The organism is Rhodococcus sp. 077-4 (genome assembly GCF_047782425.1).
Classification (GTDB): Bacteria; Actinomycetota; Actinomycetes; order Mycobacteriales; family Mycobacteriaceae; genus Rhodococcoides.
Map to the genome: position 1 here is coordinate 20,032 of NZ_JAJPWC010000002.1, position 16,585 is coordinate 36,616.

The following is a 16,585-nucleotide window of genomic DNA, read 5'->3' on the forward strand; positions in this document are numbered from 1 at the left end:
GGCGCGTGTGCGCCGTGCGTCGGATCCCCGTTCTATTTGGAACCCCTGGTAACGGACAATAGCGGGTAGCTTTTCGAGTGCGGACGTAAGGTCGTGTTCCGAGTCACATTCGGTGCCGTACCGTGACCGAAAACAAATGGAAAAGGGACAGCTCATGGCACTCATGCCCATCACCGAATCGATGTTTCTGATCGCCGAGTCACGGGAGCACCCGATGCACGTGGGCGGTCTGGAGTTGTTCGTCCCGCCCGGCGATCCGCACGAGTTCGCCGACGAGGTGCATCGCAAGTTCACCACCGGCGAGGTGCACGAGCTCTTCCGCAAGCGTCCCGCGCGTCCGGTGCAGATCATGGGCAATTTGGCCTGGGCGTACGACCAGGACGTCGATTTCGAGTACCACGTGCGCCGCACCGTGCTCCCTCAGCCGGGACGCATTCGCGAGTTGTTCCAGTTCCTCTCGCTCAATCACAGCGCACCGCTGGACCGCTACCGGCCGATGTGGGAGCTGCACATCATCGAGGGGTTGGCGGACGGGCGAATTGCGTTGTACACCAAGGTGCATCACTCGCTGGTGGACGGCGTGAGCGCGCTGAAGCTGATGCAGCGAACGCTCAGTACCGACCCCGACGATCGCAGTGGCGTCGCCACCTGGGACCCGTCGTTGTTCGGCAGGCGGAAGAAGCAGGTCGCCCAGGAGCAGCCCGGACGGTTGGCGCAGCTGGGAAGCGGCCTGGCGTTGGGGCGCAAGATTGCCGGAGACCTGGTCGACTTCGCGCCCGCGTCCGCACGAATCGGGTTGCGTGCGTTGAAGAAAGAGGGCGCGCAGCTTCCCTTGCAAGCACCGCGAACGATGTTCAACGTGCCCATCGGTGGCGCTCGACGGTTCGCCGCCGAGAGTTGGTCCATAGAGCGCATTCGCACGGTCGGCACCGCGCTCGATGCGACGCTCAACGACATGGTGCTCGCGATGTGTGCCGGGGCATTGCGCGCGTACCTCATCGATCAGAACGCACTTCCCGAAGAGCCACTGATCGCGATGGTGCCGGTCTCGCTCCGTAAAGAGGGCGACGACAAGGACGCCGGGAACTCGGTGACGACCATCCTGTGCAACCTGGGCACCGACGAATCCGACCCGCTCCTGCGGCTGGCGCGAATCAAGGATTCGACCGTCAAGGGCAAGCAGATGATGAGCGAGCTCAACACTCTCGAGGCACTCACCGTCGGCGCAATCACCATGGCCCCGTTGCTGTTCGGCCCGGTGCCGGGGTTCGTCGACTACACCCCGCCGCCGTTCAACGTCATCATCTCGAACGTGCCAGGCTCCAAAGAGGATCTGTACTGGAACGGCGCGAAACTCGACGGCATCTACCCGGCGTCGATCGTGGCCGACGGACAGGCACTCAACATCACCGTCGCCAGCAACGGTGACTCGCTGAACTTCGGGCTCATCGGCTGCCGACGCAGTGTGCCGCATCTACAGCGAATGCTGACCCATCTGGAGAACACGTTGGAGGAGCTCGAGAAGACCTTGTGAGTGCCTGCGGCAGTGGTGCGGTTAAGTGCCCTGGGCGGGACTCAACCACACCACTGCCGCAGGCACTACTCGTACTTGGGGAACACCGGCGTCGGGGTCGGTAGTGCAGTGCCGGGCACCGAACGTGTTGTCACATCGGCGAACTCGCGATTGGACGCGCCGAGCAGGTCGAGGATGCGCGACGCGGAATCGGGCATGACGGGCTGGGTGAGGATGCCCACGATGCGCAACACCTCGAGCGTCACGTACAGCACGGTGGCCATGCGATCGGGATCGGTCTTGCGCAGTACCCACGGCTGCTGCAGCGAGAAGTAGCGGTTGGTCTCGCCGAGGACCGACCAGATTGCTTCGAGCGCGGAATGCAGTGCCTGACTGTCGAATTCGCGTCGGCAGATCTCGAGCAGTGCATCCGCGCGGGCCAGCATCGCGTCGTCCTCGGCGGTGAATTCTCCCGGTGTGGGGAGCAGGCCGCCGAGGTTCTTGGCCACCATCGTCAGCGAACGCTGCGCGAGGTTGCCGAGTTCGTTGGACAGGTCGGCATTGACGCGAGCGACGATCGCCTCGTGGCTGTAGCTGCCGTCCTGACCGAACGAGACCTCGCGCAGGAAGAAGAAGCGCACCGGGTCCAGGCCGTAGTTCTCGACCAACGACTGCGGATCGAGAACGTTGCCGAGAGACTTGGACATCTTCTCGCCCTTGACGTTCAGGAATCCGTGCACGAACACCCGCTTGGGCAGCTCGATACCGGCGGACATCAGGAATGCGGGCCAGTACACGGTGTGGAAGCGGGTGATGTCCTTGCCGATGATGTGCAGATCGGCCGGCCAGAACTTTCGGTACGCCTCGGATTCGGTCTCGGGGAACCCGGCACCGGTGAGGTAGTTGGTCAACGCGTCGACCCATACGTACATCACGTGCGCAGGATCGCCGGGAACGGGCACTCCCCAGTCGAACGTGGTTCGCGAGATCGACAGGTCCCGCAGGCCGCCCTTGACGAAGTTCACGATCTCGTTGCGACGGGTGTTGGGCGCGATGAAGTCCGGCGCCGCGTCGTACAGCTCGAGCAGTTTGTCCTGGTACTGCGAGAGCCGGAAGAAGTAAGACGGCTCCTCGGTCCACTCGACCGGAGTGTTCGTCTCCGTCGCGATTCGGGAGCCGTCCTCGTTCAGGGTGGTCTCGGCCTCGGTATAGAACGCCTCGTCGCGCACCGAGTACCAGCCGGAGAACGCGTCGAGGTAGATGTCGCCGTTCGCCTCCATCCGTCGCCACAGTTCCTGGCTGGCGGCGTGGTGATCGGCGTCGGTGGTGCGGATGAAGCGTCCGTACGAGATCTTCAGCAGGTCTTGCGCCGTCTGGAACGCATCGGAGTTGCGCGCGGCGAGCTCGCGCACGTCGATGCCCTCGGTCTGTGCGGTCTGCTGCATCTTGAGGCCGTGCTCGTCGGTGCCCGTCAGAAATCGCACGTCGAAGCCGTCGAGGCGCTTGAAGCGCGCGATGGTGTCGGTGGCGATGTACTCGTACGCGTGCCCGATGTGCGGAGCGCCGTTGGGGTACGCGATCGCCGTGGTGACGTAGAAGGGTGGCCGTGAGGCATCAGCTGGCGCAGTCATGGTGCGCCTACTCTAACTAGCGTGAGCAGAGACCGTCCCGCACCACCGTTGCCCGAGCCCGTCGGCACCCTCGTCGACGCACACACCCACCTCGACGCATGTGGGGCGACCGACGCGGCGAGCGTGGCCGAGATCGTGGACAAAGCCGAGTCCGTCGGCGTCACGCGCGTGGTCACGATCGCCGATGATCTCGACGCTGCGCGCTTCGCCGTGGACGCAGCCTCCTGGGATCCGCGGGTATGGGCCGCGGTGGCCATTCACCCCACTCGCGCGAACGTGCTCGACGACGCGGCCAAGGTGGAGATCGAGCGCTTGGCGACCGATCCCCGCGTTGTTGCAGTCGGCGAGACGGGTCTGGACTACTACTGGCCCGGCAAGCTCGACGGCTGCGCGACGGTGGCCGAGCAGCACGACGGTTTTCGGTGGCACATCGACCTCGCGAAGCGTCTGGACAAGCCGTTGATGATTCACAACCGCGAGGCCGACGAGGATCTGCTTGCTGTTCTGAAAACCGAGGGCGCACCCGAGACGGTGATCTTCCACTGCTTCTCGGGCGGCCCCGAGACAGCGAAGGCCTGCGTCGACGCCGGTTACGTTCTCAGTTTCTCCGGGACGGTCAGCTTCAAGAACGCGCACGCGCTACGGGAAGCCGCGGTGCTGGTGCCCGACGATCTGGTGCTGGTGGAGACCGACGCACCGTTCCTCACGCCGCATCCGTTCCGTGGTGCGCCGAACGAGCCGTACTGCCTGCCGTACACCGCGCGGGCGCTCGCCGAGATCCGCGGCCAGGATCCGGCGGAGCTGGCAGCATTCGCAACGGCCAATGCCGAGCGGGTCTACGGGCTGTAACTGCCCAGGTTGCGGCGTGGGTGCTAATTCGTTACCGTACCGTGACCGAACTCGGGCGTTTCGACGCCGTAGTCACGCACGCAAACGCCAGGAATACGAAACTTGTCGACTATCAGACGCCTCAACTCCGCCCGTTCGACCACTCTCTACCTGGTCATCGCGGCCCTGTTGATGACACTCGTCGCCGGCGGCGTGATGGCGGTGAGCCGTCACAAGACCGTGACCATCGACGTCGACGGCGACATGATTTCTCTGAGCACGATGAAGACCGACGTCAACAGCGCCCTGGTCGACGCAGGGTATGCGCCGTCTGACAAAGATCTGGTCGTTCCGGCTCCCGACTCCGATCTGACCGACGGCGACACCGTGGTCCTACGCCGGGCGCGCGAGATCACGCTGAACGTCGACGGCAAGCCCGAGGACATCTGGACCACCGCACTGACCGTCGAGGAAGCACTGCAGCAGACCGGCCTCGCCGAGGACGTGCACGTGTCCGCCTCGCGCTCGGAGCGGCTGCCCCTCGACGGCACCGAACTCGACGTGGCGCTACCGAAGCAGGTGTCGCTCGTCGACGGCGGAGCCCCCGCAGCCCCCGTCACCCTGGCCGCACCGACCGTGCGTGAATTCCTCGAAGCAGCAGGCGCACCGCTCGAAGAAGCAGACACCGTCACCCCCGATCCCGACGCCACCGTCACCGACGGCGCGCAGATCGTCGTCACGCGTGATCGCACCGTCACCAAGACCGAGACCACCGATGTCGACGCTCCGGAGCAGCGCATCGAGGATCCGACGATGAACATGAGCAAGACAGTCGTCGAGAACCCAGGCGCTCCCGGCGTCTCCGACATCACGTGGAAGATCAACATGGTCAACGGCGTCGAGGTCGATCGCGAGAAGGTCGACGAGAAGATTCAGGTCCCCGCGCAACCCAAGACCGTCCGAGTGGGAGCCAAGCCCGGCACCGAGGTGCCGCCGGTCGAGAACGGTGCCATCTGGGACGCGCTCGCGCAGTGCGAGGCCACCGGCAACTGGGCAATCAACACCGGCAACGGTTTCTACGGTGGCGTGCAGTTCGACCAGAACACCTGGGAACGCCAGGGCGGACTCAAGTACGCGCCGCGCGCCGACCTCGCGACCCGCGAGGAGCAGATCGCCATCGCATCGGTCACGCAGAAGTCCCAGGGTTGGGGCGCATGGCCCGCCTGCACCTCGCGTCTGGGTTACCGCTGACCGTCTTGGGTCATTCCGCAGGCTCCACTCCCGCATTTCTGGGTCATTCCGCAGGCTCCACTCCCGCCCCCGTAGAGTTTCCGCCGTGTCCGAACAAGTGAGGGGATCTGCGGCTCTGCTCGGTCCCGCCGAGGTCCGCTCTCTCGCCGCCGAGCTCGACGTGCGGCCCACCAAGCAACTCGGGCAGAACTTCGTGCACGACGCCAATACCGTTCGACGCATCGTCGCCTCCGCCGGCGTTGGCCCGCAGGACACGGTTCTCGAAGTCGGCCCCGGTCTCGGATCGTTGACACTCGCTTTGCTCGATGTTGCCGACGCCGTCATCGCCGTCGAGATCGACCCCAAGCTCGCGACGCGGTTACCCATCACTGTTGCCGATCGAGCCCCGACTCTGGCCGATCGTTTGACGGTGATCGAGGCCGACGCCCTGCGTATCAGGGCGGCAGACATCACGGGGGAACCTACGGCTCTGGTGGCGAATCTGCCGTACAACGTCGCGGTCCCGGTCCTGATTCACCTGTTCTCGGAGTTGCCGAGTCTTCGCGTGGCCGTGGTGATGGTGCAAGCCGAGGTGGCCGACCGGCTCGCGGCAGTGCCCGGAAGCAAGATCTACGGCATCCCGAGCGTCAAGGCCCGGTTCTTCGGCGACGTCAAAAGAGCAGGCGCAGTGGGCCGTTCGGTGTTCTGGCCGGTGCCCAAGGTCGAGTCGGGACTGGTGCGCATCGACCGGTACGCCGAGCCGCCGTGGCCCACCGATACCGCGCACCGCAAGGCGGTGTTCGCTGTCATCGACGCCGCATTCGCTCAGCGCCGCAAGACTTTACGTGCAGCCCTCGCCGGTTGGGCCGGTTCTCCGGTTGCGGCCGAACGCCGCTTGCGCGAGGCCGAGATCGATCCGACGGCTCGGGGCGAGACGATCGACGCCGCAGCCTTCGTCCGCTTGGCCGCTACCGAGGCCTGATTTCAGAACGGATCGAGGGTCACTTCGAGTGCACCGGACGACGTGACTCGCTGTGGATTGAGCTGCTGAATCAACGCGCCCGAGGTGAGTGTGATCGTGTACTCGACCCACCCGAGACCGGTATCGATGAACGCCTCACCCCAGGGATAGTTTGCCGTTCGGTCCTCGTGGACCACTCCTGATGCCCCGGTCGTGGTGTTACGCCACTGCACTTCGGTGTGGGATGCGAACGAGAGGAACCGCCAGGTCTGGCTGTAGATGGGGTCCGTCGTTCGCGGCATCGCGCTGATCGCCAGGAAGGCGTGGTACGGACCGCCGAAGTCGGATCGCAGGCCGCTATAGCCATTGACGTCGAGCGAGTACGGCGCTTCCCAGGGGTAGGCGCTGGGAATCGACACGGTCGCCACATGGGAATGCGGTGCCGCTGCCGCCGTGCCGCCCGAGGCGAACAGTGCAGCCACCGTCATGGCGAGTGCAACCATCGTCGTCGTCCACCGTCTACGCATGTCGAACCCCTGTTCTTCGACGCTCCTTCAGATGCTGAGCAATGCTATTGGCGTAGCGGCTCGATGCGCGTCACGATTCCGTATCGAACTTGCCGGTCCGTTTCATAGATGGATATCCGACAGTTGACTCAACTCGGTCCACGTCGATGCGCCCTCGCGCGCCGCCGCCACCGGTGCATAGCGATCCGCCGCGATCAGCACACCCAGCTCCAGTCCGGTCATCGACGCGATGTCGGCGACCGGAACCTGGTACGTCCGATAGGGGCCGAGGGGCGGGGGATCGGTCTCGACTCGCAGCGGCTTGTCGAGAATCGGGTCCAGTGACGGCGACTGATCGAGCACGTATCCGGTGCACGCGGGCGAAAAATTCTGCGACCACGCTGCGATCTTGAAGAATTGCCGAGGAATGGCGACCCCTCGGTAGATCGGATCGTTGTCGGCGAAAATGCAACCGCTGAACACCGAGAGCCGCCGGCCGTACTGCTCGGCATGGCCCAGTACGTAGTCCTCGAGCCCGAGCCACAGTGTCTTCGATTGGTTCAGCGTGGCCGTCTGCGGGGCGCACACCGTGTAGTGAAACGTGTCCTCGTTGGCCCGCCGGGCGATCGACAGCTCACCCCACACCGGATCTCGCCTGCGAACCAGATGCCCGCGATCGAGGTCGTTGTTCGAGTACAACTCGTTGCCGGCCTGCTGCGAAGCCGGGAGCCGATCGTCGAGTCGCCAGTCGTCTCCCCGCTCCACGTCCTTCAGGCTCGCTCCGTCGATGTTGACGCCGGTGACAGCGGCGAGGCGTCGGGCAGGATCGATGGACACCGAGAAATGCGTGTACGGAAGCGTCACCACGTCAGCGCGACCGGGCAACGGAATGTCGATGTCGGACAGAAACTTCGGGTCGAAACCGAGCGGTGTCGTCATCGGTCCATTGACTCACGGATCGGTTACCGAAGAGTGAACCGCCGCCAGGTATCGCTTGTTCAGTCTGGCGTGCCGCTCGGCCACGATGCGACATTCGTCGCGTAGTTCGGGTGGATCGAGCACCGTGAAATCGGTGTCGAATGCTGCCAGCCACCGCGCGATCGAGGGCAACGAATCCCCGGACAGCGTCATCACACAGGTGTTGTCGTCGATGGATTCGAGTGCGCCCCACTGCTCGTCGATCATCGGGGCGATCGCATCTATCGGCGCGTGCAACGCGATCCGCGCCTGAACCTGCGCGAATGCGCGATCGATTCCCTTGGACACGAACGCCGCCGCACCGCCGGCCGGCAACTCACGCGGCGTGAACCGCGGACCGGTCGGAATCTTCGGCGTCAGGCGATCCACCCGATACGACCGCCAATCCTCGCGCAGCACATCCCAACCCAACAGATACCAACGTGCACCCGCCCGCACCAGGCTGTACGGCTCCACCTCGCGCCGGGACTCGGACCCGTCGTGTTTGCGGTAATCGAACCGTAACCGCTCGTGTCCATGACACACCGCCGCCACGGTGGACAGCACCGACGCATCGACCGCCGAGCGCGACGTCTGCTCCACCACATCGATCCGCAACGCGTCGAGCCGATGGCGAATGCGCGAGGGCATCACCTGCCGCAACTTCGTCAACGCCCGCAACGACGCCTCTCCGATGCCTGCGACCGAGCCACCGGCCGCCGACTGCAACCCGAACGCCACCGCCAGAGCCTCGTCGTCGTCGAGCAGCAGTGGCGGCATCTCGGCACCGGGACCGAGCTGATAGCCGCCACCGACCCCCGGCGTCGCATTGACCGGGTAGCCGATGTCGCGCAGCTTGTCCACATCGCGCCGCAACGTGCGCGGAGTGACGTCCAGCCGCTCCGCCAACTCCGAGCCCGCCCAGTCGCGACGCGTCTGCAGCAGAGACAGCAGTCGCAGCAACCGAGCCGATGTTTCTTTCATGACCACACAATGCCACCCAATGCGGACAATTTCGGTCCGCATTCGCCGCCCGGATGGTGAACCCGGCCCCTGTTTCTCCACTACTGTGGTTACTCGTGCTGTCTGTCGTTCCCACACCCGTTGTCGTTCGGGCCCCGTCGAAGGTGAATTTGCATCTCTCGGTCGGTGACCTGCGTCCCGATGGCTTTCACGAGTTGACGACGGTGTTCCAGGCGCTCTCGCTCTCGGACGAATTGTCGGTGATTCCGTCCAGGTCGCTGTCGGTTCGGGTTCGCGGCGACGACGCGAGGGTGGTGCCCACCGATTCGCGGAATCTGGTGTGGAAGGCCGCGGAGTTGCTGGGACGTCGGGTCGGGCGTGAGCCTTCGGTGGAGATCACCATCGACAAGGGAATTCCGGTGGCGGGCGGCATGGCAGGCGGAAGTGCCGATGCCGCCGCGACCCTGGTGGCGCTCAACGCGATGTGGCATCTCGATCTGACGCGCGACGAGCTGGACGAGGTGGCCGCCGAACTCGGCAGCGACGTGCCGTTCTCGTTGCACGGCGGTACGGCAGTCGGAACCGGTCGCGGGGAGAAATTGCTTCCGGTGCTCTCGCGCAACAGTTTTCACTGGGTCTTGGCCTTGGCAAAGGGTGGTCTGCAGACTCCCGCCGTCTACAACGAGCTCGACGAGTTGCGTGCCAAGGGCAATCCGCCCCGTCTCGGCGGCACCGAGGATCTGATGCATGCGCTCGCGTCCGGCGATGCGCGTGCGCTCGCGCCGTTGCTCGGCAACGATCTGCAGGCCGCTGCGGTATCGCTGATGCCGCAGTTGCGTCGCACCCTCCGCGCGGGCGTCACCGCCGGGGCATTGGCGGGCATCGTGTCCGGCTCGGGCCCCACCTGCGCGTTCCTGTGCGCCGACGCCGACGCGGCGGTGTCGGTGAGCGCTGAGTTGTCCGGTGCAGGCGTGTGCCGCACCGTCCGTGTTGCGAGTGGACCGGTTCCCGGTGCTCGTGTTGTCACTAGCGAATCGATTGGTTTTTCCTGATGGTCAATCTCGTCAATCTCGAAAACGTCAGCAAGTCCTTCGGCGTCAAGCCCCTGCTCGACGGCGTCTCTCTCGGCGTGCAGGAGGGCGAACGCATCGGCATGGTCGGCCTCAACGGCGGCGGCAAGACCACGACCCTCGAGGTCCTCGCCGGCATCGAGCCGCCCGATTCGGGACGCGTCAGCCGAGTCAACGGTCTGCGGATGGCCGTCGTCACCCAGCGCGGTGTGCTGCCTCCCGGATCGACCGTCGGCCAGGTGGTTCTCGACCCACTCGGAATGGCCGAGCACGAGTGGGCAGGCGACTCGCGGGTGCGGAACATCTTGACGGGCATCGGTATTGCAGACCTCGGGCCGTCCGGAAGTTCGGGTCTGGACGCGCCGATCGACAACCTCTCCGGTGGTGAGCGTCGACGAGTGGCGTTGGCAGCAGCCCTGGTTCAGGATCTCGACCTGTTGGTGCTCGACGAGCCCACCAACCACCTCGACGTCGAGGGCGTGCAGTGGTTGGCCGCGCACCTCGTCAGCCGACGCAGTGCGCTGGTGGTCGTCACCCACGATCGCTGGTTCCTCGACACCGTCGCCAATCGCACGTGGGAAGTGGTCGGCGGAGGCGTCGAGGCGTACGAGGGCGGCTACAACGACTGGGTGTTCGCACGCGCCGAGCGGTCCCGTCAGGCAGACGCGTCCGAGGAGCGTCGACGCAACCTCGCCCGCAAGGAACTTGCGTGGCTGCGTCGTGGTGCCCCGGCTCGTACGTCCAAGCCGAAGTACCGCATCGAGGCGGCCGAGGCCCTGATCGCCGACGTCCCCGCCCCACGTGACTCCGTCGCGTTGTCCTCCTTCGCGCAGCGTCGCCTCGGCAAGGTCGTCATCGAACTCGAGGATGCGCGCCTCGAAACCCCCGACGGCCGCGAACTGGTGAAGGACTTCACCTGGCGTCTGGCTCCCGGCGAGCGCGTCGGTCTGGTCGGCGTCAACGGTTCGGGCAAGACGACGATGCTTCGCACTCTCGCCGGTGAGCTGCAGCCCGCTTCGGGTAAGCGCATCCAGGGCCAGACCGTGAAGATCGGTTGGCTGAAGCAGGAATTGGACGACCTACCCAAGAAACTGCGTGTTCTCGACGCGGTCAAGGAAGTGGCCGAGCGAATCACCCTGGGCGACAGGGAGATTTCTGCCGGGCAGCTCGCGGAGCGGCTCGGCTTCACCCCCGCACGCCAGCGCACACCCGTCGGAGATCTCTCCGGTGGTGAGCGTCGTCGGCTGCAGTTGACGCGTGTGTTGATGGCCGAGCCGAACGTACTGCTGCTCGACGAGCCCACCAACGATCTGGACATCGACACCCTGCAGCAGCTCGAAGACATTCTCGACGGCTGGGCGGGCACCCTCGTCGTCATCAGTCACGACCGGTACCTGATCGAGCGCATCTGCGATTCCACCTGGGCACTGTTCGGCGACGGCAAGCTCACCAACCTGCCCGGTGGTATCGAGGAGTACCTGCGTCGCCGCGCGGTCCTCGCGGCGGAGGCAACACCGGATTCGTTGACCACCGGCGCGGTGCCGCGCAAGGCGACCCGAGATGCGGCCTCCGAGCGCGCGGCTCGCAAGGAACTCAGCAAGCTAGAGAAGCTCGTCCTTCGCCTCTCCAAGCGTGAGGTGGAGCTGCATGCCGAGCTCGCCGAGCCGTCCACCGAGCAGAGCACGCTCGTTGCCCTCGACACCGAACTCAAGCAGGTCCTCGCCGACAAGGACGTCGCCGAGGAACGCTGGATGGAACTGGCCGCCGAGTTGGAGTGAGCGGCTCCGCCGCTTGTGAGCAGCTGAGTAATGGGTCGTTCCGCAGGCTCCACTCCTGGCCCGTAGCCCACTACGAAGTTTCGCTCACGTGCCCGATGCGCATACTGGAGTCATGACATCGGTCGTCGCGGAAGTACTCGGTTCGGATTTCGCCCGTCTGCATCCCAAGGTTCAGTGGCGCTTCGGATTGCAGTCATCGGACAATCTTGCTCAGTTCGGGGTGGGTGTGATGGAGGAGATGACGCACTCTCGGCTGGTGCCGCCGCCGTTGCTGTGGGCCGGCCGCAAGCGCGGACTGTTTCCCGCCGGTGTCGGCAAGGATGTGCCGTTCACCATCGCCAACTATGCGTACGTCGACGAACTGGGCCGCGAGACACTGTCTTTCGTGCGGCGCTTCGCGTTTGCCGGCCGCCCGCAGGGGATGAACTCGGTGATGGTGTCTTCCGCCGAATCCGACGCATATGCCCTGGACTATCTGGGATTCTCCTCGGACATGGTGGTGCACACCAAGTGTGAGGTCGACGCCGAGGGCGGTCTGGTGCTCGAGAGCGAGGTGCCGAGGTTCCTGCTCGGGCCCGTCGCTCCGAAGTTGCCGAAGCTCGCGTCTGCGTTGACGATCGGACGGGAGTGGTGGGATGCGGCCGAGGACCGGCACCGCATCGAGATCGAGGTTCAGAGTCCGGTGCTCGGGCAGCTGTTTCTGTACCGCGGGTGGTTCACTGCGGAGGAGCGCCCGTGTCTGCCGGCCGACATTCCCGCGGACGCGCGTCCGCGGTCGGTCGAGTCTCGCGAATAGCGCTACTGTTACGCGTCGAACGATCTGCGCGCGAAGGAGTCAACAATGGCCGTTGTCGAAGCCGAGATCACCGGTGGGGTCGGGCATATCGTCCTGAATCGGCCGGAGGCGCTGAACTCGTTGAACGGGGCCATGATCGACGGTATCCGCGCCGCTCTCGATGCGTGGCGGGACGACGACGCGGTCAATTCTGTTCTGGTGACGAGCAGTTCACCCCGGGCGTTCTGCGCGGGCGGCGACATCAAGGCAATTCGCCAGGCCGTCGTCGACGGTGACAACGACGCCGGTCCGCAGTATTTCGCGGCCGAGTACGACCTCGACGAACTCATCGCCGCGTATCCCAAGCCGTATGTGGCCGTCATCGAGGCCGCGGCCTTCGGCGGGGGATTGGGTATCTCGATTCACGGCAGCATCCGAGTAGTCACCGAGAACGCCGTGTTGGCCATGCCGGAGACGGCAATCGGTTTCGTACCGGATGTGGGGTCGAGTTACTTCCTGTCGCGGCTGCCCGGCCGCGTCGGGCGCTACTTGGCGCTGACGGGAACGCGGATCACCGGATTCGACGCGCTCGCACTGGGATTGGCGACGCACTTCTGCCCGAGCGAGTCGGTATCGGCTCTGAAGACCGACATCCTCGGGGGCATGGATCTGCACGACGCGCTGGATCGACACACCACCGCTCCGTCGACGAGCGAGTTGTCGTTCGATGCGGACGCGGTCGCTGCAGTATTCGAGAAGGAATCTCTGGTCGACATCATCGACGCGCTGGACTGCGACACACCGTGGTCGCGGACCACCAAGACTCAGTTGGCGACGCTGTCTCCGACATCCCTGATGGCCACCGACGCGTTGATCGCACGAGGGGCCGACAGCACGTTGCGAGAATGCCTCGATCGGGAATTGCGGGTGGCGACATGGATCATCACCGAGCCGGACTTCGCGGAGGGTGTGCGTGCCGTGCTGGTCGACAAGGACCGAGCGCCGCAATGGAAGCCTCTGGTGCTCGAGATGGTGCGACCAGAGGCATTCCAGCAGCTGTTGTGACCGGCGAGGGTCAGCGGTAGCCCTTGGCAGGGTTCTGCAGGTCCAGCACGATGGTCTGGCCGTTGGAGCGCACGTGGATCTCGGGGTTCTGCAGGCCACCCGAGACGAGGTACTCGCCGAGGAGCTGAAGCAGCTCGTCGGGGCCGACGGAGGTGTCGGGGGTGCGGATGTCACCGGTGCGGCTGCCGAGCTCGTTCTGGGTCAAACGGCCTGCGATGCGGACCGAGGCGACGCCCATGGCGGTGCGACGGTCGGGTGCCTGGCCGCGACCGAGCGACGGCGTTGCACCGTTGCTCGAGCCGTGAGACGTGGAGCGGCCGTTGGTGGGCAGGCCGTGTTCTGAGATCTGATCGCTTGTAGTCACTTCAACCTCGTTCGATTCCGTGGCGGGCTTCTCTGGACGACGTCGATCCGCGCGGGCGGTCGTTGAATCCGTGTCGGACGACGTTGCTGGTGCAGGCGTTGTTGCGGACGCCTTCTGGGTGGACGTGGCCTCGGCCGCCGACTTGTCGGTGGACGGGGTCTCGACCGCCTTTTCGGCGGGCGCTGCCGCCGAAGAATCGGTGCGGGCACCGGTGGGTGACGTGGAGTCCGACTTGGGCGGCGTCGCCAAACGATGCGCGGGAGCGCCACCGACCTTGATCCCGGCCAATGGGTAGTTCGATCCCTTTGTCATGTCGTCTTCCACTTCATCGTGATTCCCAGGTGGTTCCGCACCGAGATGTCATGATCGGGACCGATCACGACGGGCTACTCGGCGTCGAGCACGCAGAAACGTACTCGAAGTTTGTTCGGACCGGCTGAGAGTAGCATCACGATTGTTTAAGGCGCCATTTTTCGACCGAAGTTCTTGTTCTGGATTCTGAACCACACGGCAAATCCCCAGGCTACGAACGCGGCGTAGACGAGGTAGAGAACGGCGGAGGGATAGAAGCCTGCGACGATCAGCAGTGGAACTCCCACGATGTCCACCGCGATCCAGATCAGCCAGAACTCGGTGAGTCCACGCGCCATTCCGAAGGTCGCCAGCATCGACCCCGTGAAGATCCACGCGTCGGCCCATTTGCCGAACGAGCCGAGGTAGCCGAACAGTTGCGCGAACACCACCGTGCCGACAATGGCGACGACGAGCATCGCCGTCCGTTCCCGCGCCGTGCCCCACCGAGGGAGAACCGCTGCCCCCGACCGCCTGGAATCTCGCATCCAGCGCACCAGTCCGTAGACGCTCACGGCGATGAACATCAGCTGCCGGCCGGCCTGGCCGTAGAGGTCGAGTGCTTGCGGGGTATGGAACACGCCACCGAGAAAGACGGTGAACAGCAACGCATTTCCGATGATGCCCACCGGCCACGCCCATACGACGCGTCGCATTCCACCGATTGCGGACAACAACCCGAAGCCGTTGCCGACCACCTCACGCCACAGAACCGGATGCCCCAGCACGGAGAATTCCGCGTCGAGCAGATGTATCAGCACCCGAGAAGGCTACTGATCACCCGCGGCGACGAGTGGTTCGAGGGTCAGCTCGGGCATTTCTTTCTGGATGTACTGCAGCCGCCACTTATCGCTGACCAGAGCCAGCAGTGCGCCGTCGGTGCGGGTGAACACCTCGACGCCGCGTTGGCGACCCAGTTCGACGGCCGAGGCCGCGTCGGTGCGACGGGCCAGGGAGTAGGCGAGGGGTTCCATTCGAGCGTCGACGCCGAATTCCGTCTTCATTCGTGCGGTGACCACCTCGAACTGCATCGGGCCTACGGCCGCGAGTACGGGGGACGCGTCGCCGCGCACGTCGTTGCGAAGAACCTGAACAACGCCCTCGGAGTCGAGTTGCTCGACGGCTCGGCGGAACTTCTTGTACTTGTCGGCGCTGTCGACGCGCAGGGCCGAGAAGTGCTCGGGCGCGAACGACGGAATCGGCGGAAACTCGACCTTCTTGTCGGTGTAGAGGGTGTGGCCCGGGGCAAGCGCGGTGGCGTTGACGAGACCGACGATGTCTCCCGGGTAGGCGTGCTCGACGGTCGTGCGATCGCGACCGAACACCGTCAGCGCGTACTTGGTGGTGAACGGCTTCTTGGTCTGAGAGTGCGTGACGACCATGCCTCGCTCGAACACCCCGGAGACGACGCGCATGAATGCCAGGCGGTCGCGATGGGCGGTGTCCATGCCTGCCTGCACCTTGAACACGACGGCACTGAACGGGTCGGTCACCTCGCGGACGCCGCCGGAGGCGTCCTCTCGCGGACCGGGCGGCGGCGCGAGTGCAACGAGGGTGTCGAGGATCTGCCGGACGCCGAAGTTGAGCATCGCCGAGCCGAAGATCACCGGCGACGTCTGACCGGCCAGGAACATCTCCTGATCGTGCTGCTGTCCGCTCGAGATGAGTAGATCGCTCTCCTCGACGGCGGTATCCCAGTCGACACCCTCTCGCTTCGCCGCGGCCTCGGCCGTCATGAACTCCTCGGGCGCGATGGTCGCACCACCTGCGGTGCGGGTGAAACGGATGTAGCTGCCGTCCTGCACGTCGAGCAGGCCGCGGAAGTCGCCTGCAATGCCGACGGGCCAGTAGAGAGGCGTGGGCGTCAGGCCGATTCGTGACTCGATCTCGTCGAGCAGCTCGAGTGGCGACTGGCCAGGGCGGTCCCACTTGTTGATGACGGTGATGACCGGGATGCCGAACTGCCGGCACACCTGGAACAGCTTGAGGGTCTGCGGTTCGAGACCCTTGGCAGCGTCGATGAGCATCACGGCCGCGTCGACGGCCGTGAGCACGCGGTAGGTGTCCTCGGAGAAGTCGGCGTGGCCGGGAGTGTCGACGAGGTTGATGACGTTGGTGATCTCGGCGTCGGGGGAGGTCTGGTAATTGAACTGCAGCGCAGTCGAACTCACCGAGATACCGCGGGCCTTCTCCATCTCCATCCAGTCCGAGACCGTGGAGCGGCGGCCGGCTTTGCCGTGGATGGCTCCGGCCTCGGAGATGACGCGTGCATGCAGCGCGAGCGCTTCGGTGAGCGTCGACTTACCGGCGTCGGGGTGGGAGATCACCGCGAATGTTCGACGCCTCGCGACCTCGGTTTCGAGCTCTTTGGCGGGGCTCCGAGAGGGGCCCGACCCGTCGAGCACTGCCGGTCCGGACCCTTCGAGCGTTGCGTCGACGTCGGGGGTATCGGACGGGGTACTCACGAAGACCTCATTCTCGTAGCAAGGGCGGCACCGAAGTTGTCGCCGGGGCAGAAAACAAGGATACGCGGCCCGTTGCACCCCTCGGTCGGGGCGGGACTGCCTACTGTGAACGGTGGGCCGGGATTCCC

Annotated in this window: 15 protein-coding genes; 8 read left to right on the forward strand and 7 right to left on the reverse strand. The window is 65.1% G+C overall.

The features are described from left to right. The first annotated feature begins 154 nt into the window (after nt 1-154). Nucleotides 155-1,534: a WS/DGAT/MGAT family O-acyltransferase gene (locus ACNEOT_RS09535; RefSeq protein WP_415973747.1), complete on the forward strand. Its 1,380-nt coding sequence runs from the start codon at nt 155-157 to the stop codon at nt 1,532-1,534. Between the two features lie 65 nt (nt 1,535-1,599). Here ACNEOT_RS09535 and metG read toward each other — a convergent pair whose 3' ends face one another. Continuing rightward, complete coding sequence (gene metG, locus ACNEOT_RS09540; protein WP_415973748.1) at nt 1,600-3,144, reverse strand: methionine--tRNA ligase; 1,545 nt, start codon at nt 3,142-3,144, stop codon at nt 1,600-1,602. A gap of 21 nt (nt 3,145-3,165) precedes the next feature. Between metG and ACNEOT_RS09545 the strand changes: the two genes are divergently transcribed. The 3 genes from ACNEOT_RS09545 (at nt 3,166) to rsmA (ending at nt 6,184) form a co-directional block, all read left to right on the forward strand. Beyond that, complete coding sequence (locus ACNEOT_RS09545) at nt 3,166-3,993, forward strand: TatD family hydrolase (protein WP_415973749.1); 828 nt, start codon at nt 3,166-3,168, stop codon at nt 3,991-3,993. A 102-nt stretch (nt 3,994-4,095) separates the two neighbouring features. After that, nucleotides 4,096-5,223, forward strand: a complete 1,128-nt coding sequence (locus ACNEOT_RS09550; RefSeq protein ID WP_415973750.1) for a transglycosylase family protein — start codon at nt 4,096-4,098, stop codon at nt 5,221-5,223. Nucleotides 5,224-5,308: 85 nt separating this feature from the next. Beyond that, on the forward strand, nt 5,309-6,184 hold the full coding sequence (rsmA, locus tag ACNEOT_RS09555) for a 16S rRNA (adenine(1518)-N(6)/adenine(1519)-N(6))-dimethyltransferase RsmA (RefSeq protein ID WP_415973751.1): 876 nt from the start codon (nt 5,309-5,311) through the stop codon (nt 6,182-6,184). A gap of 2 nt (nt 6,185-6,186) precedes the next feature. Here rsmA and ACNEOT_RS09560 read toward each other — a convergent pair whose 3' ends face one another. The 3 genes from ACNEOT_RS09560 to ACNEOT_RS09570 all read right to left on the reverse strand — a co-directional run bounded on the left by ACNEOT_RS09560 (nt 6,187) and on the right by ACNEOT_RS09570 (nt 8,610). Continuing rightward, complete coding sequence (locus tag ACNEOT_RS09560) at nt 6,187-6,690, reverse strand: hypothetical protein (protein WP_415973752.1); 504 nt, start codon at nt 6,688-6,690, stop codon at nt 6,187-6,189. Between the two features lie 102 nt (nt 6,691-6,792). Continuing rightward, nucleotides 6,793-7,608: a DNA/RNA non-specific endonuclease gene (locus ACNEOT_RS09565; protein ID WP_415973753.1), complete on the reverse strand. Its 816-nt coding sequence runs from the start codon at nt 7,606-7,608 to the stop codon at nt 6,793-6,795. A gap of 12 nt (nt 7,609-7,620) precedes the next feature. Next, on the reverse strand, nt 7,621-8,610 hold the full coding sequence (locus ACNEOT_RS09570; protein WP_415973754.1) for a helix-turn-helix transcriptional regulator: 990 nt from the start codon (nt 8,608-8,610) through the stop codon (nt 7,621-7,623). A 95-nt stretch (nt 8,611-8,705) separates the two neighbouring features. On the opposite strand from ACNEOT_RS09570, the gene ACNEOT_RS09575 reads away from it, so the two are divergent. The 4 genes from ACNEOT_RS09575 to ACNEOT_RS09590 all read left to right on the forward strand — a co-directional run bounded on the left by ACNEOT_RS09575 (nt 8,706) and on the right by ACNEOT_RS09590 (nt 13,277). Continuing rightward, nucleotides 8,706-9,641: a 4-(cytidine 5'-diphospho)-2-C-methyl-D-erythritol kinase gene (locus tag ACNEOT_RS09575; RefSeq protein ID WP_415973755.1), complete on the forward strand. Its 936-nt coding sequence runs from the start codon at nt 8,706-8,708 to the stop codon at nt 9,639-9,641. After that, nucleotides 9,641-11,437: an ABC-F family ATP-binding cassette domain-containing protein gene (locus ACNEOT_RS09580; protein WP_415973756.1), complete on the forward strand. Its 1,797-nt coding sequence runs from the start codon at nt 9,641-9,643 to the stop codon at nt 11,435-11,437. The genes ACNEOT_RS09575 and ACNEOT_RS09580 overlap by 1 nt, the downstream gene beginning before the upstream one ends. Nucleotides 11,438-11,549: 112 nt before the next feature. Next, nucleotides 11,550-12,233, forward strand: coding sequence for a DUF4166 domain-containing protein (locus ACNEOT_RS09585; protein WP_415973757.1), 684 nt, complete (start codon nt 11,550-11,552; stop codon nt 12,231-12,233). A gap of 45 nt (nt 12,234-12,278) precedes the next feature. Beyond that, nucleotides 12,279-13,277 (forward strand): enoyl-CoA hydratase/isomerase family protein, encoded by a 999-nt coding sequence (locus tag ACNEOT_RS09590; protein WP_415973759.1) that lies wholly within the window; start codon nt 12,279-12,281, stop codon nt 13,275-13,277. Nucleotides 13,278-13,287: 10 nt separating this feature from the next. Here the strand turns inward: ACNEOT_RS09590 and ACNEOT_RS09595 are convergent, their stop codons facing one another. The 3 genes from ACNEOT_RS09595 to ACNEOT_RS09605 all read right to left on the reverse strand — a co-directional run bounded on the left by ACNEOT_RS09595 (nt 13,288) and on the right by ACNEOT_RS09605 (nt 16,397). Continuing rightward, complete coding sequence (locus ACNEOT_RS09595; protein ID WP_415973760.1) at nt 13,288-13,953, reverse strand: hypothetical protein; 666 nt, start codon at nt 13,951-13,953, stop codon at nt 13,288-13,290. 146 nt (nt 13,954-14,099) lie between these two features. Then, nucleotides 14,100-14,753 carry a nicotinamide riboside transporter PnuC gene (pnuC, locus tag ACNEOT_RS09600; RefSeq protein WP_415973761.1) on the reverse strand — a complete coding sequence of 218 codons (654 nt, stop codon included), beginning with the start codon at nt 14,751-14,753 and terminating at the stop codon, nt 14,100-14,102. A 9-nt stretch (nt 14,754-14,762) separates the two neighbouring features. Next, complete coding sequence (locus ACNEOT_RS09605) at nt 14,763-16,397, reverse strand: peptide chain release factor 3 (RefSeq protein WP_415975088.1); 1,635 nt, start codon at nt 16,395-16,397, stop codon at nt 14,763-14,765. Between the last annotated feature and the right edge of the window lie 188 nt (nt 16,398-16,585).